Here is a 14,379-nt window from a genome sequence, read left to right as displayed (position 1 = left end):
ATGATGAGCGGGCCGACTCACCCCCCGCCGCACACGGACACGGGACGACGGTGAGACGTCACGGCTGCGGCCGGTCGGCTCGACATCGGGGCGCGGATGGGTGAATGTGAGGCGTCGGCCCTGGTGACGGAGGAGCGCCCGATGACGACCCCGATGACCACCTCGATGACGACCTCGATGACGATACGGCCCGGTTTCCACCTCGCGATCCCGGTCGACGACCTCGACCGGGCCCGCGCGTTCTACGGTGGCGTGCTCGGCCTGGACGAGGGGCGGTCCTCCGGCGTCTGGGTCGACTGGAACTTCTACGGCCACCAGGTCGTGACCCACCAGGTGCCCGCCGCTCCCGGATCCGCGCGGACCAACCCGGTCGACGGGCACGACGTGCCCGTGCCGCACTTCGGGCTCGTGCTGTCCACCGACGGCTTCCACGCCCTCGCGGACCGGCTCCGGGGCGCGGGCGTCGCCTTCGTCATCGAGCCCTACCTCCGGTTCGCCGGCGAGCCGGGTGAGCAGTGGACGATGTTCCTGCACGACCCGGCCGGCAACGCGCTGGAGTTCAAGGCGTTCCGCGACGAGTCGCAGCTCTTCGCCAAGTAGTGGCGCCCCGACCACGGGTGCGCACGGCCGCCGCGGTCGCGGTGTTCTCCGCACTGCCCCTGCCCGCCGCGCCGGCGCGCTCCGCCGAGGCCGCGCGGGTCGTTCCGCTGCAGGTCACCGGCGATCCGGCCAATCGCTTCAACCTCATCCTGCTCGGCGACGGCTACACCGCCGCCGACCTGCCGGGGTTCCGGCAGGACGTCGCGCGCCAGCTCGGCATGCTGTTCGCCTTCGAGCCCTGGAAGTCCTACCGCAGCTACCTCAACGTCTACCGCGTCGAGATCGCCTCGCCGGAGTCCGGCGTGAGCTGCGACCCCGGCCCGGACGCGCCCGTCCGCCGTACGCCGCTCGGCATGGCCTTCTGGAACGGCTGCCACCGCGATGACATGCAGCGGCGGCTGGCCGTGAACGCCCGCGCCGCCGAGGCGTACGCCGACCTGGTCCGCGGGACCGGCGTGGCGAACCGGCAGATCGTCGCGCTCGCCCACAGCACCACCTACGGCGGCACCGGCGGCACGTACGCCACCGCCTCGGGCGGCAACACGATGTCGGCGCTGATCATGCCGCACGAGCTGGGCCACACCCTGGGCGGCCTGCAGGACGAGTACGACTACTACCGCCGGGGCGAGCCCGGCGGCGCGTACACCGGCGGCGAGCCCCGCTCGGTCCAGCACACCGTCCTCACCGCGCGGGAGATGCGCGCGCGGCGCCTCAAGTGGTGGCGCTGGCTCGGCGCACCGAGCGCGTCCGGCGGGGTGATCGGCCGGTACGAGGGCGGGATGTACGCCAGGACGGGCGTCTGGCGGCCGAGCGAGCACTCGATGATGAAGACCCTCGGGTACGCCTACGACCAGGTGGCGCGCGAGCGCATGACGCAGGCGATCGCGGCGAAGGTGGACCTGATCCAGGCCGCGACCCCTTCGGCCGCCCCCATCGGCGCCGACCGCGTCGTCTGGCTGGAGACGCTCCACCCGGTCGGTCACCTGCTGCGCGTCACCTGGCGGCTGGACGGCCGGGTCGTACGCTCCGGCCGGCACGACCTCGACCTGGCCCGGCTGCGCCCGGCGCCCGGGCGGCACACGCTGACCGCCGAGGTGACCGACCCGACCCGCTTCGTCCGCGACCCGGCGATCCGCGCCTCGCCCGCCCTCACCCGGACCCGTACGTGGACGGTCGACACCGGGATCCGCACGCCGGCGGCCGCCATACCGGTGGCCTTCACCGCCGCGACGCCCGAGCACACCGACGTGGGCGCCGACGACGTGATCTACGCGGAGACGACCCACCCCGTACGCTCGGCGCCGGCCGTGCGCTGGACGCTCGACGGCCGCCGGGTCACCACGGGCGGCCCGGACCGCGACCTGCGCCTGGCGCGGTTCCACCTGCGCTCGGGCACCCACAGGGTGACCGCCCGGACCGGGGACCGCACGCTGGCCTGGACGGTCGACGCGCAGCGCCCGCGGACCCGCGTCGAGCTGTCCCGCCCGGCGAGTGTCACCGGCGGCGCGTACGTGTTCGACGGGCGGTTCACGATGCGGCTGGAGCCGAGAGACTCCGGCGGCCCGGCGGTGGCGGAGTTCCAGGTCGACGGGGACGGCTGGTTCCGCTATTTCGGCTGGCCGGACGACCCGAAAGGACCGTTCGTGTTCACGCCGCTCGGCACCGAGATCGACCATCTGGTGTACGGCCGGCTGGGCCGGCCCGCCCGTACCTCGCCGTGGGACGTCGTGCCGCCGGGCCACGGCCGCCACACCATCGAGTACCGCTCCGTCGACGCCGCCGGGAACGTCGGCGCGGCCAGGCGCCTCACCGTCGTCCTGCGCCCCTGACCCGGCGAGTGGACAACGAACGGTTGTGGCTCGCCGTGAGGCCGGTTGTTTGATCCCCCTCCTCACCCTTGATGTGATTCGTCGTGGTCCAGCGGCGGGCTGGGCCACGGGGAAGTGAGGTGCGGAGCTTGAGAAGACCTCTGGGGCGGCAGTTCGGCTGGCTGTGGGCGGCGTACGCGATCAGCGCCTACGGGTCCGGGCTGGGGTTCGGCGCGTTCCCGCTGATCGCCGTGCTGGCGTTGCACGCCGGCCCCGCCGAGGTGTCCGCGCTGTCCGCCGTGGGGCCGGCCGTGGGCGCGCTGATCGCGGTACCGCTCGCGCCGTGGGTGGAGTTCCGCCGCAAGCGGCCGGTCATGATCGCGATGGACCTGACCCGGTTCGCGGTCATGGCGACCGTCCCGGTCGCGTACGCCTTCGGCCTGCTCGGTTTCGTCCAGCTGCTCGTCATCTCGGCCGTGGTCGCCGCGGCCAAGATCGCGTTCAACGCGGCCAGCGGCGCCTACCTCAAGGCCCTCGTACCCCCCGAGGACCTGCTCGTGGCCAACGCCCGGTTCGAGTCGACGAACTGGAGCTCCATCGCGATCGGGCCACCGCTGGGCGGCGCCGCGATCGGCCTGTTCGGGCCGGTCACCACCGTCGTGGCCGACGCGCTCAGCTACCTGCTCTCCGCGCTGGGCGTCACCGCGATCCGCGGCCGGGAGGAGGCCCCGCGGACGACCGGCAGGAGCCCGGTACGGGCGGGCGCGGTGCTCGACGGCTGGCGGCACATCCTGGGCCACCCCGTCCTGCGGGCGCTCTACCTCAACAACATGCTCGTCGGCGGCCTGATCATGGCCACCGAGCCGCTGCTGGCCGTGCTCCTGCTCCGCCAGCTCGGCTTCTCGCCCTGGCAGTACGGCCTGGCCTTCGCCACCCCCTGCGTCGGCGGGCTCATCGGCTCCCGGCTGGCCCGCCGCGTCGTGGCCCGCCACGGCCGGGAGAAGGTCTTCCGGGTCGTCGGCACCCTGCGCGCCATCTGGCTGATCGGCCTGGTCTTCGTCCGCCCCGGCGTCGTCGGCCTCCTCACCGTGATGGCCGTCGAGCTGGCGATCATCATCAACATGAGCCTGTACACCCCGGTCCTCGCCACCTACCGACTTGAACACACGCCCCGGGACCTCATCGCCCGCACCCTGTCCGCCTGGTCGATCGGCCAGCAGGCCGCCATCGCCGTCTTCACCGCGCTCGGCGGGCTGCTCGCCGGCGTCACGGGGCCGCGCACGGCCCTCACGGTCGCGGGACTGCTCATCCTCACCAGCCCGCTGCTCCTGCCCCGCCACCCCGCGCCCGACCCCGAACCGGCCGAATCCGACTCAGTCCCCCAACAACCGCTCCCGAGCGGCCGAGGCTGACCGACTCCGAGCCGTTGTGGCCGGCGGTCGCTCAGGCGCTACTGGGCCGCACGCCCGAGGCCCGATGGCTGCGGTTCGCGGTTCCCACCCGATCACTGACCGCCTACGATCACCGACCACATCGGAACCACTCGTCTAGGGGACGGCGTGGGCCGCGGCGGCCAGGTCGGGCAGGGCGGTCTCCGGGACGAGGGACAGGTTGTACAGGGCGATGTCGGAGGCGCCGGCCTCGATCACCGCGCGGACGTCGGCGGCGAACTCCTCTCCCGTACGGGCCGGTGACCAGTTGAGCGAGGCGAGCAGCGGACGGTCGCCGGCCAGTGCGGCCAGCCCGCCGAACCGCTCGGTCAGCGCGTCGCCCGCGAGCACGCCGCAGCCGAGGCCGACGGCGTCCGCGGCGCCGAACGCGTCCGGGCCCGCGCCCTGCAGCGCCGCCATCAGCGGGTCGTCGAAGACCAGCGGGCGTACGGCCGTGCCGTGCTCGTGCGCCGCCGCGGCGGTGGCCTCGATCACCGGGCGGACGCCCGCGGCCCGTACGGACCGCAGCGCCACGACGCCCTCCCCCGCCCGCGCGAGGTCACGCAGCCGCGCCGGGTCATGGCCGAGACTCTCGATGTGGCGGATGCAGGCGGCGCAGAAGCACTGCCCGGCGAGCGCGCGCGCCGCGCCGGTCAGCGGCGCCAGCTCCAGCGACACGACGTAGGAGGGGTCCCACGCGGCGTACAGCGCGGACTCCAGCTCAACGACGTCCGGGCCGAGCTGCTCGCACACGTCGGAGACCAGCGCGGCGGCGTACTCCACGACGTCCGGATGGCTCGGGCACAGCGCGTGGATCGTCGGCGTGTCGTCGAGGGCGCGCGCGGCCAGGTCGGGGAACGCGGCCACCACCGGGTCGTCGTGCAGCATCACCGTCCAGGCGTGGAAGGCGAGCCCGTGCCGCCGTGCCTCCTCCCGCAGGTCCCGCAGCGCGGCGATCTCCGCGTCGCCGGCGATCTCCAGCGGCCGCAGCCGGCCGTACCGCTCGGCGGACGGCCGCAGGTAGGTGATCCCGGCCGGCGAGTGCCGTACGACGCCGTGGCGGGCGAACCAGCGGCGAGCCGGGTGGTAGCGGACCGCCACCGCGATCGCGCCGGCCCCGAGCCCCGCGGCGAGCTCACAGAGCGGGCCGGCGCCGGTGAGCAGGGCGTCTTCGGGATAGCAGAAGACCTGGACGGTCACGCGCACCTCCTGGCGTCTGGTGATCGTCCAGCATCCCGCACCGGCGGGGCCGCCCGCTCAGATCTTGGCGACGGTCAGCAGCACGACGGAGTCCTCGACGGCCTCCAGGCTGTGCCGGGCGTCCGGGATGACGATCAGGTCGCCCGACCGCCCGTCCCACACGTCGTCGTCGGCGATCAGGCGTACCCGGCCCCGGAGCACGAACAGGGTCGCCTCGCCGGGGTTCTCGTGTTCGGACATCGACCGGCCGGCGGCGAGCGCGATCAGCGTCTGCCGCAGCACCCGCTCGTGTCCCCCGAAGACCGTGGCGGAGCTGCGTCCCGTGGTGTCGGCTCCGGCGCGGTTCGCGTGCTCGCGCGCCAGAGCGTCCAGCGACATCTTCCTCTGCATGCCGCCAGTCTGACAGCGGCGGCCCGGATCCGGCGTCAGCGCCCCTCGGGCGTGCCGGGAAACGCCTCCCCCGTACGGCGCAGGCCGTCGAGGAACAGGCCGACGTAGTACTCGCCGAACTCACTGGCGTCCATCGGCCCGTCCGGACGCCACCAGGTGCTGATCTGGTGGACCGCGCCGAACAGGAAGTTGACCGCCAGGTCGGCGGGCACGTCCGTGCGGAAGGTCCCCTCCCGCTGTCCCTCCTCGACCAGGGCACGGAACCGCTCGTGGTAGCGGCGCCGCTCCGCCCGTACGGCCCGGCGCTTGTTCTCGGGCAGCAGGTGCATCGACCGGAAGAAGACGGTCAGCCCGTCCAGGTGGGCGCAGCTCGTCTCGATCACGTCGACGACCGCCGCGTGCAGCCGTTCCCTCGGCATGCCGTCGCCGCCCGCGAGGTGTTCCAGGCGCTCGGTCTGCAGGGCGAGGAGCCGGTGGTAGATCTCATAGAGCAGGTCGTCCTTGGCGGCGAAGTAGTGGTACATCGCCCCCTTCGTCACGCCCGCCGCGGTGACGATCTCCTGAACCGAGGTGTTCTCGTAGCCGTTCTCGGCGAACAGGCGCGTCGCCGCCGCGAGCAGCCGCTCCGGCAGCGGGCGGACCTCGCCGGGAGACTCCGCCGTTCCCTGGGTCACCTGCTCAGCGATTCCGGTACGGCGCCAGCTCGCGCCGGGCGATCGAGCGCTTGTGCACCTCGTCCGGGCCGTCGGCGAGGTGGAGCGTCCGCACCCCGGCCCACAGCTCCGCGAGCGGGAAGTCCTGCGAGACTCCCCCGCCGCCGTGCGCCTGGATGGCCCGGTCGATGACCCAGTTGGCCATCTCCGGCACCGCCGCCTTGATGGCCGAGACCTCGACGCGCGCGCCCTTGTTGCCGACGGTGTCCATCAGCCACGCGGTCTTGAGCACCAGCAGCCGGGCCTGCTCGATCCGGATGCGCGACTCGGCGATCCACTCCTGGACGACGCCCTGGTCGGCGATGGGCACCCCGAAGGCGACGCGGGAGGTGACCCGCTCGCACATGAGCTCCAGCGCGCGCTCGGCCATGCCGATGGCGCGCATGCAGTGGTGGATGCGGCCGGGGCCGAGGCGTTCCTGGGCGATCCGGAAGCCCTCGCCCTCCCCCAGCAGGATGTTGGCCGCCGGAACGCGTACGCCGTCGAAGCCGACCTCGGCGTGGCCGCCGTGCGTGCCGTCGTCGTAGCCGAACACCGACAGCCCGCGCTCGACCGTGACGCCCGGCGTGTCCTTGGGCACGAGCACCATGCTCTGCCGCCGGTACGTGGGGCCGTCGGGGTCGGTCACGCCCATCACGATGAAGATCTCACAGTCGGGGCTGAGCGCGCCCGAGCTCCACCACTTGCGCCCGTTGAGGACGTATTCGTCGCCGTCGCGCTCGATGCGCAGGGAGATGTTGGAGGCGTCGGAGGAGGCCACGGCGGGCTCGGTCATGCAGAACGCCGACCGGATCGCGCCGTCGAGCAGCGGCTCCAGCCACCGCTGCCGCTGCTCCGGCGTGCCGAACATGGCGAGGATCTCCATGTTGCCGGTGTCCGGGGCGGCGCAGTTGAGGGCGACCGGCCCGATCTTCGGCGAGCGGCCCATGATCTCGGCGAGCGGGGCGTACTGCGTGTTCGTCAGCCCGGCCCCGTAAGGCTCGTGGGGCATGAAGAGGTTCCACAGGCCGCGCTTGCGCGCCTCGGCCTTGAGCTCCTCGATGACCGGAGGCGTGGCCCAGGGGTCGGTCCGCTCGGCCGCCTGCGCGGCGTAGACGGGTTCGGCCGGATAGACGTGGGCGTCCATGAACTCCAGCAGCCGCTCCTGGTAGTCCGTGGTGGTCGAGTCGTGGGCGAAGTCCATTGCCGTCTCCCCAGGCGCGGTCCAGCAACATACCGACTAGTCGGTATGGCGCACGATAGGCAGGGCGGCGCGACGAAGTCAACGCCGCCGTGAGCCATCGCACACTCTCAGGTCGGCGCCGGACGCGGCGCGGCGGGGTCGCCGCTCGCTCTACACGCGATGCGCGATGTCGGGCAAAATCGGCAGTCGGCCTGGGGGCCTGGGGCGCCGTTACTCGCGGAAAGGTGCGCGGATGAGCCTGCTGCTCGGAGTCGACATCGGCACGTCGAGCTCGAAGGGCGTGCTGACCACCCCGGACGGTTCGGTGGTCGCTACGGCGGTGCGCGAGCACACGGTGTCACGGCCGCACCCGGGCTGGGCCGAGCACGACGCCCGCGCGGTGTGGTGGGAGGGGTTCGCCACGGTCACCCGCGAGCTGCTGCCCCGGGCCGGCGGGCGGCCGGTCGCCGCCGTCGGCGTCAGCGGGATCGGCCCGTGCGCGCTGCCCGCGACCGCCGCCGGCGAGCCCCTGCGCCCGGCGATCCTGTACGGCGTGGACACCCGCACGGTCGCCGAGATCGAGGAGCTGACCGGCCGGTACGGCGCCGAGGCGATCGTCGAGCGCGGCGGTTCGCCGCTGACCACGCAGGCGGTCGGGCCCAAGCTGGCCTGGCTGGTCCGCCACGAGCCGGAGGTCTGGGATCGCACCCGGCGGCTGTTCATGGCCAGTTCCTACCTCGTGCACGAGCTGACCGGGGAGTACGTCCTCGACCACCACTCCGCGAGCCAGAGCTCACCGCTGTACGACAGCCGCGAGCACGCCTGGGTCGGCGACTGGGCCGCCGAGATCGCCCCGGGCCTGGAGCTGCCGCCGCTCCTGTGGCCCGGCGAGGTCGCGGGCACGGTCACCGCGGCGGCCTCGGCCCGTACGGGACTCGCCGAGGGCACACCCGTGATCGCCGGGACCATCGACGCCTGGGCCGAGTCGGTGAGCGTCGGGGTGAACGACCCCGGCGACGTCATGGTGATGTACGGCACGACGATGTTCCTGCTCGAGGTGCTGTCGGAACGACGTACCTGGCCGGGTCTATGGGGCACGGTCGGCATCACGCCCGGCACGTACGACCTGGCCGCGGGCATGGCGACCTCCGGCGCGGTCACCGACTGGCTGCGCGGGCTCACCGGCGCGGCCTACGAGGAACTGGTCGAGGAGGCCCGCGCGGCCGGTCGCGGAGCCGGGGGGCTGGTCATGCTGCCCTACTTCGCCGGGGAGCGGACGCCGCTGTTCGACCCGGACGCCCGCGGCCTCGTGCTCGGGCTGACGCTGCACCACGGGCGCGGGCACCTGTACCGGGCGGCGCTGGAGGGCACGGCCTTCGGTGTACGGCACAACCTGGAGGCGATGCGGTCGGCCGGCGGCGCGGCGCGGCGGCTGGTCGCAGTGGGCGGCGGCACCAAGGGCGGCCTGTGGACCCAGATCGTCTCCGACGTCCTCGGCCGGGAGCAGGTCGTGCCGTCGGTCACGATCGGCGCCTGTTACGGCGACGCGCTGCTCGCCGCGCGCGCCGCCGGCCTGTCGGACGGCGCGGACTGGAACCCTCCGGCGGCCACGGTCGAACCCGATCCCGGCGCCGGCCGGACCTACGACGAGCTGTACGGGATCTACCGCGGCCTCTACCCCGCCACACGCGACGCGGCCCACGCTCTCGCGGCGTTCTCCCAGGAGCCCGGCTGATGTCCGGAATCCGGCGTTGTTACTGGGCGCGACCCTTCTCGTCGCCTCGATCGACATCGAGCCCGACGATGGAGGCGCAGCGATTGCACAGCCATTCGGCGATGACCGACTCGGCTCCCATGTCACGCGTCCGGTAGGGCTTGGAGATCTTTTTCCGCCGCATTCCGTAGCCGCAACTCGAGTGCATCGTCAGGCCGCACTCGTGGCAGGGCCAAACGTCGTTCCCGGGCTGGTGGCAGCCGGGGCACACGGGGTGGTCCTCGAACGGATCGAGGTCGGACCGCCAGTCGCGCTCGAGATCGAGGTACTCGTCGTCGGGCCAGTGATGGTCGGCCAGCCAGGCGAGATACTCCTCGGCCTCGGCGGCCAGGTTGACCGTCATCGACTCCGGATATCGCCAGGCGGCGCCCCCTGAGGCGCCGTCGCGGCGGCGGATCGCCATGACCGGGACGAGGGTGAGAAGGGCCAGCGGGAGGATCACGATCGAGACGATCATGAGTCCGCGCCCATGGTCGTAGGCGAATCGTCGTCGACGCATCGTCGCGGCAATGCGGCAGGGGGCACTGTTCCCACGGTGGCGTCCTTTCGTGAGTCACAGCTGGGGGAGAAAGATCACAAGGACCCTGGTCCACACGCACGTGGGCTGTTGCAAAGAGGTATGAACAGTATCGAATCCCTCGTTGCCTAGGAAATCGATCAGACAATTTGGTGATCGTTCATAGAAACGGCGGTAATCCCGATCATGTAAGCACTCAAGATCGAATTAGACCGGCAGGAGCCGGATCCGGTCCGCCGCCGTACGGGATATCGGTCGCCCGCGCCGGGGCCCACGTGCGGGGGTCAGCGCGCCGCGGAGCCGCTGGCCTTCATGCGCATCGCGTGCTCGACGATCGAGATGAGCACCTGGATGGCGGACTCCCGCTGGCGCACGTCGCACAGCACGATCGGCACACCCGGGTCGAGGTCGAGCGCCACGCGGATGCGCGCCGGGCCGTATCTCGGGGCGTCGTCGAAGCAGTTGACCGCCACGACGAACGGCGTGCCGCGCTGCTCGAAGAAGTCGATCGCGCCGAAGCAGTCCGTCAGCCGCCGTGTGTCGGCGAGCACGATCGCGCCGACCGCGCCGCGGGCCAGGCCGTCCCACATGAACCAGAAGCGCTTCTGCCCGGGCGTGCCGAACAGATAGAGCACGATGTTGCTCTGGAACGTGATGCGGCCGAAGTCCATCGCCACCGTCGTGGACTCCTTGGAGGCCATTCCGGAGGTGTCGTCGACGGCACGCCCGGCCTCGCTGAACGAGGTTTCCGTGCGCAACGGCCGGATCTCGCTGGCAGTGCCGACGAGAGTCGTCTTGCCCGCACCGAAACCCCCGGCGATCAAAATCTTGATCGCCATGGGCTGGGCGTCGGGCGTCCTGTCAAAGAGAGTTGAGCTCATCCAGCACCATGCGGAGTACCGCTTCGTCGCGATCGTATTCGGACGGGGTCGGCGAGCTCACCCTGATGAGCTCGCGTTCCCTCAGGTCGCCGAGCAGGACGCGGACGACCCCGAGAGGCAGGTCCATGTCCGAGGCCAGATCGGCGACCGTGATCGGCTGCCGGCATCGTGCCAGCAGCCGCAGATGTTCTGGTTCCAGCCACATGCGGTCCGCCGTCGACGGCGGGGACCCCATGACCGTGGCGATCAGATCCAGCGGCTCCCCCTCCGAGCGCGTCCGCCCCCGCGTGACGGCATAGGGCCGTACGAACGGCCCCGCGGCGTCGTCGAACCACCGCCGTCTGGGCTCGTGCACCGATGATCATCCCCTGCCCGGTGTCCCACCCGCCGACCTCGGCGCGGTGGCGAGATGCCGGCGCACCCGCTTGACCAGCCTGGTCATCTCGTACGCGATGACACCGATGTTGGCCTCGCCTCCCGCGAGCACGGCGAGGCAGGAGCCGTCCCCCGCCGTCATCACGAACAAGAACGCCGACTCCAGCTCGACGACCGTCTGGCGGATTCCCCCGCCGCCGAACGTATCGCTGACGCTGCGCGCCAGGCTGTGGAAGCCGGCCGCGAGCGCGGCCAGGTGCTCGGAGTCCGCGGAGGTGATCCCCCGGGACATGCCCATCGCTATGCCGTCGCCGGACAGGATCATCGCCTGCCGCACCAGCGCGACACGGGTGACGAGGTCGTCCAGCAACCAGCTCAGCTCACCGGTCGTGTCGAGCGTCGGCTCTCTGCCCTGAAAGGAACTCACTCGTCGGGATCCTCTTCTTCGCGCCCGCGTTGCCAGCCCTGCTGAAGCGAGGACATCAGCGAACGGGTCTCCTCCGGCGGCCGGGTGGTCGCCGGGCTCGTACCCGACGGTGTGCGTGCCGGCGTCGCGGCGCGCAGTTGCGGGGCCAGGCTCGCCTGGCGAATGCGCTGGGGCAGCTCGGGCGCCGACGCGTCGTCCGGATAGTCCTCGGACTCGGACACGGGTTCGAGCTCCGGACCGGGCATCCGCGTCGGTCCGGTGATGTACGCCGGGCCGGGCTCCACCGGACCGGGGATCGATCCCGGCCGGACCGGGTTGGACTCCCACGCCTGCCACGGCGGCGGGCCGGGCTCATCGACCCAGGTCTGCTCGTACTCGGCGCCGTCGTCCTTGGCGATGTAGTCGAGCGGGATCAGTATGGTCGCGCGGACGCCACCGTACGGCGAGGTCAGGATGTGCACGTCGATGCCGTGCCGCTCGGCGAGCCGCCCGACGATGAACAGGCCGAGCCGGTCACCGTCGGCCGAGTCGAACTCCGGAGGATGCTCCAGCCGCCGGTTGGCGTCGGCGAGCTCCTCGTCGTTCATCCCGATGCCGCGGTCCTCGATCTCGATCCCGTAGCCGTTCGCGGCGAGCTCGCCGCGGACGTGCACGTGGGTCGGCGGGGGCGAGAAGGTCGTGGCGTTCTCGATGAGCTCGGCCACGAGGTGGGTGATGTCGGCGACGACGCTGCCGTCCAGCGCGGCGGGCGCGGCCGAGTCGACGATGACGCGCGTGTACTCCTCGACCTCGGCGATCGCGCCGCGGAGGATGTCGCGGACGGCGACCGGGTTGTGCCACCCGCGGGCCGGCGCGGCGCCGGACAGGATCACCAGGCCCTCGGCGTGGCGGCGCATGCGGGTGGTGAGGTGGTCGAGGGCGAACAGGTCTTCGAGGGCGTCCGGGTCGGACGCCTCCTTCTCCATCGTGTCGAGCATGCTGAGCTGCCGGTGCAGCAACGACTGGCTCCGCCAGGCGAGGTTGAGGAAGACCTGGTTGATGCCCTGCCGCAGCTTCGCCTCGCCGACGGCCGACTCGATCGCGGTGCGCTGCAGCGTGGTCAGGGCCTCGGCGACCCGTGTCACCTCGCTGCTCTTCCCGGCCGTGACCGGTGGTACCTCGGCGTCGACGTTGACCTTCTCGCCGGCCCTGAGCCGCCTGATCACGTTCGGGAGCCGCTCGCCGGCCACGACGAGGGCGGCCCGCTGCAGGCCGATGAGCTCGCGCGCCAGGGTGCGGCCGAACAGGATCGAGACCGCGATCGACAGCGCGACGGCCAGCAGGCCGAATCCGGCCGCGGCGTAGAGCGTGTACATGATCCGGTCGCCGATCGGCTTGGCCTCGGCGGTGAGGACGGCGCCGGCCTGGTTGGTCGCCTGGGACCAGGTCGTCGCCAGCGGCGTGACGCTGGAGCGCCAGCGCTCCGCCCTGGGCGCCAGCGACGCCCGCGCGCCGCCCTCGGCGATCGTCTCCTCCAGGGTGCGGAAGTCGCGGAACTCCGTGGAGGCGGCGAGCTCGTCCAGGGCGCCGCGCAGGCTCGGCTTCATGACGGCAAGCCCGGTGTCGAACAGCAGGCGGCCGTTGTCCGCGTTCTGCCTGAACTGGATGAACTCCGGGTTGGAGAGTCTGTGCACGCGGCCGGCCAGCGCCGCCGTGACGAGCGCGTTGTCCCGCAACATGAACTCATACGCGGTGCTCACGTCGACGATCGCGGTGCCCTGCTGGTAGATCAGCGGATCATTAATTAGGACAACACTTCCGAAAAGGCGCAAAAGTGCATCCGCGACGGCGTTGTACTCATTGACCGCGCCCAGCGTGTCCACGGCGCCGCCGTCGATGCGCGAGCGCACGTCGGTCAGCCCGTCGAGCTTGCGCAGAAGCTCGTCGAGGCGCTGCTTCGTGGTGCCGCTCATCGTCCGCCGCGCCGAGTCCGACAGCGCCGACCGGCGGAACGCGGCCTGCGCCGCGTCCGTGGTCGTCCGCGCGGCGGCGACCTCGCCGTGATTCTGGCCGACCGTGGCCACCGACACGGCCGCCGCGGAACGCTCTTGTTCCAACGCGGCGATCAGTGCGGTGCCGGGCAACCCGACCCTGTCGTACGTGGTCGAAGCCTCGTACTTGCTGAGCGCGTCACGACTGGCGAGGTAGGCGGCGAAGGCCCAGACCGCGGCGAGGGACAGCAGCGGGACCAGAAGGAGCACCAACAATCTCAGCCGCAGCGACCGCCTTGCCGAGTGCCTGTTGGAAGCCATGACAGCCTTTTCGGTTTTTCACGCGTGCACTGAGGCACTACCTGGAGCAAGATCTTCCCGAGAAGGTAAATGGCACCACATTAGTCACCCTGGTGGCAACTCATACGAATCGGACCCTTATCGGAAAACCGAAAATCGCTGCCGCGTCCGGCACCGGCCGATGACGCGCCGTCACCAATCCTCGGTCTGCTCCACGGCGACCTCCACGAGGCCGTCGGCGGTCTCCTCGTAGCGCCGCATCGTGCTGAGCGGCGGGGAGTAGACGTGCACGCTGACCGCCGGGGCGGCCGAGGTGTTGCGCACGTCGTGGATGTAGTCGCGCCCGAAGGCGCAGGACTCGCCGACGCCGACCGTACGCTCGCTGCCGGGCTCGCGCTCCTCGAGGCTGCCCAGGACGACGGTGAAGGCGCCCTCGGACTCTCCGTGGTCATGGAAGCCGGTGGCCTGGCCGGGCAGCCAGCTGATGAGCCACACCTCGTGGTCGTCGTCGTGGTGCAGGCGCTCGTACCAGCGGCCGTCGGCGCTCAGCCGGACGCGGTGCAGCCACTCGTCCGGCCGCTCGGCCAGCGACCGGGCGATCTCGGCGAGGCGAGGCGTGGTGGAAGTAAGGGTGACGGCGGTCATTCTCGGTCTCTCCTGATGGTGTGCACGGGCGAACGGCGAGGAAAACCGATCACCGACACAGCGCGCTGGCCTGCCGCCGCAAGTCGACGTGCAGGCGCGCGTGAAGGGAGGCGCCGAGAAGCATTCCCCCAGCTTGGAGCACATTGCCTACTAAGTCAATTGGAAACATAGAGATCATCGCCGATCG

Annotated in this window: 15 protein-coding genes; 4 read left to right on the top strand and 11 right to left on the bottom strand. The window is 71.6% G+C overall.

The genetic code is table 11. From position 1 onward, the window contains the following. Window positions 1-165 precede the first annotated feature (165 nt). The 3 genes from QWU11_RS00750 (at window position 166) to QWU11_RS00740 (ending at window position 3,820) form a co-directional block, all read left to right on the top strand. Complete coding sequence (locus QWU11_RS00750; RefSeq protein WP_290103324.1) at window positions 166-600, top strand: VOC family protein; 435 nt, start codon at window positions 166-168, stop codon at window positions 598-600. A 17-nt stretch (window positions 601-617) separates the two neighbouring features. Then, window positions 618-2,429 carry a M64 family metallopeptidase gene (locus QWU11_RS00745; protein WP_290102970.1) on the top strand — a complete coding sequence of 604 codons (1,812 nt, stop codon included), beginning with the start codon at window positions 618-620 and terminating at the stop codon, window positions 2,427-2,429. A gap of 119 nt (window positions 2,430-2,548) precedes the next feature. Then, a complete protein-coding gene (locus QWU11_RS00740; protein WP_290102969.1) occupies window positions 2,549-3,820 on the top strand; it encodes an MFS transporter in 1,272 nt (423 codons plus the stop codon). A gap of 135 nt (window positions 3,821-3,955) precedes the next feature. Here QWU11_RS00740 and QWU11_RS00735 read toward each other — a convergent pair whose 3' ends face one another. From QWU11_RS00735 to QWU11_RS00720, 4 genes are read right to left on the bottom strand one after another with little or no spacing between them, the layout of a single operon-like run. After that, a complete protein-coding gene (locus QWU11_RS00735; RefSeq protein ID WP_290102968.1) occupies window positions 3,956-5,038 on the bottom strand; it encodes a hypothetical protein in 1,083 nt (360 codons plus the stop codon). A 57-nt stretch (window positions 5,039-5,095) separates the two neighbouring features. Then, on the bottom strand, window positions 5,096-5,428 hold the full coding sequence (locus tag QWU11_RS00730; protein WP_290102967.1) for a cupin domain-containing protein: 333 nt from the start codon (window positions 5,426-5,428) through the stop codon (window positions 5,096-5,098). A 35-nt stretch (window positions 5,429-5,463) separates the two neighbouring features. Beyond that, on the bottom strand, window positions 5,464-6,102 hold the full coding sequence (locus QWU11_RS00725) for a TetR/AcrR family transcriptional regulator (RefSeq protein WP_290102966.1): 639 nt from the start codon (window positions 6,100-6,102) through the stop codon (window positions 5,464-5,466). Between the two features lie 4 nt (window positions 6,103-6,106). Next, a complete protein-coding gene (locus QWU11_RS00720) occupies window positions 6,107-7,324 on the bottom strand; it encodes an acyl-CoA dehydrogenase family protein (RefSeq protein ID WP_290102965.1) in 1,218 nt (405 codons plus the stop codon). A 232-nt stretch (window positions 7,325-7,556) separates the two neighbouring features. Here QWU11_RS00720 and QWU11_RS00715 point away from each other — a divergent pair, with 232 nt between their 5' ends. Beyond that, window positions 7,557-9,038: an FGGY-family carbohydrate kinase gene (locus QWU11_RS00715; RefSeq protein WP_290102964.1), complete on the top strand. Its 1,482-nt coding sequence runs from the start codon at window positions 7,557-7,559 to the stop codon at window positions 9,036-9,038. A 19-nt stretch (window positions 9,039-9,057) separates the two neighbouring features. On the opposite strand, the gene QWU11_RS00710 is transcribed toward QWU11_RS00715, so the two are convergent. The 7 genes from QWU11_RS00710 to QWU11_RS47155 form a co-directional block, all read right to left on the bottom strand. Next, complete coding sequence (locus QWU11_RS00710; RefSeq protein ID WP_290102963.1) at window positions 9,058-9,576, bottom strand: hypothetical protein; 519 nt, start codon at window positions 9,574-9,576, stop codon at window positions 9,058-9,060. Between the two features lie 302 nt (window positions 9,577-9,878). After that, entirely contained in the window at window positions 9,879-10,475 is a 597-nt protein-coding gene (locus QWU11_RS00705) for an ATP/GTP-binding protein (RefSeq protein ID WP_290102962.1), read from the bottom strand. Beyond that, window positions 10,456-10,830, bottom strand: coding sequence for a DUF742 domain-containing protein (locus QWU11_RS00700; protein WP_290102961.1), 375 nt, complete (start codon window positions 10,828-10,830; stop codon window positions 10,456-10,458). Before QWU11_RS00700 ends, QWU11_RS00705 begins: the two co-directional genes overlap by 20 nt. A 6-nt stretch (window positions 10,831-10,836) precedes the next feature. Beyond that, the gene (locus QWU11_RS00695; protein ID WP_290102960.1) at window positions 10,837-11,277 is read right to left on the bottom strand and encodes a roadblock/LC7 domain-containing protein; all 441 of its coding nucleotides are present in this window, start codon (window positions 11,275-11,277) and stop codon (window positions 10,837-10,839) included. Then, window positions 11,274-13,517 carry a nitrate- and nitrite sensing domain-containing protein gene (locus tag QWU11_RS00690; protein WP_290102959.1) on the bottom strand — a complete coding sequence of 748 codons (2,244 nt, stop codon included), beginning with the start codon at window positions 13,515-13,517 and terminating at the stop codon, window positions 11,274-11,276. The genes QWU11_RS00695 and QWU11_RS00690 overlap by 4 nt, the downstream gene beginning before the upstream one ends. A 222-nt stretch (window positions 13,518-13,739) precedes the next feature. Beyond that, on the bottom strand, window positions 13,740-14,192 hold the full coding sequence (locus QWU11_RS00685; RefSeq protein ID WP_290102958.1) for a cysteine dioxygenase family protein: 453 nt from the start codon (window positions 14,190-14,192) through the stop codon (window positions 13,740-13,742). Window positions 14,193-14,241: 49 nt separating this feature from the next. Then, a complete protein-coding gene (locus tag QWU11_RS47155; RefSeq protein ID WP_354670795.1) occupies window positions 14,242-14,316 on the bottom strand; it encodes a putative leader peptide in 75 nt (24 codons plus the stop codon). Window positions 14,317-14,379 lie beyond the last annotated feature (63 nt).

It is taken from the genome of Actinomadura sp. DC4 (assembly GCF_030406325.1).
Lineage (GTDB): Bacteria > Actinomycetota > Actinomycetes > Streptosporangiales > Streptosporangiaceae > Actinoallomurus.
The sequence above is the reverse complement of the archived record's forward strand: the minus strand, read 5'-3'. Positions and strand labels throughout refer to the sequence as shown.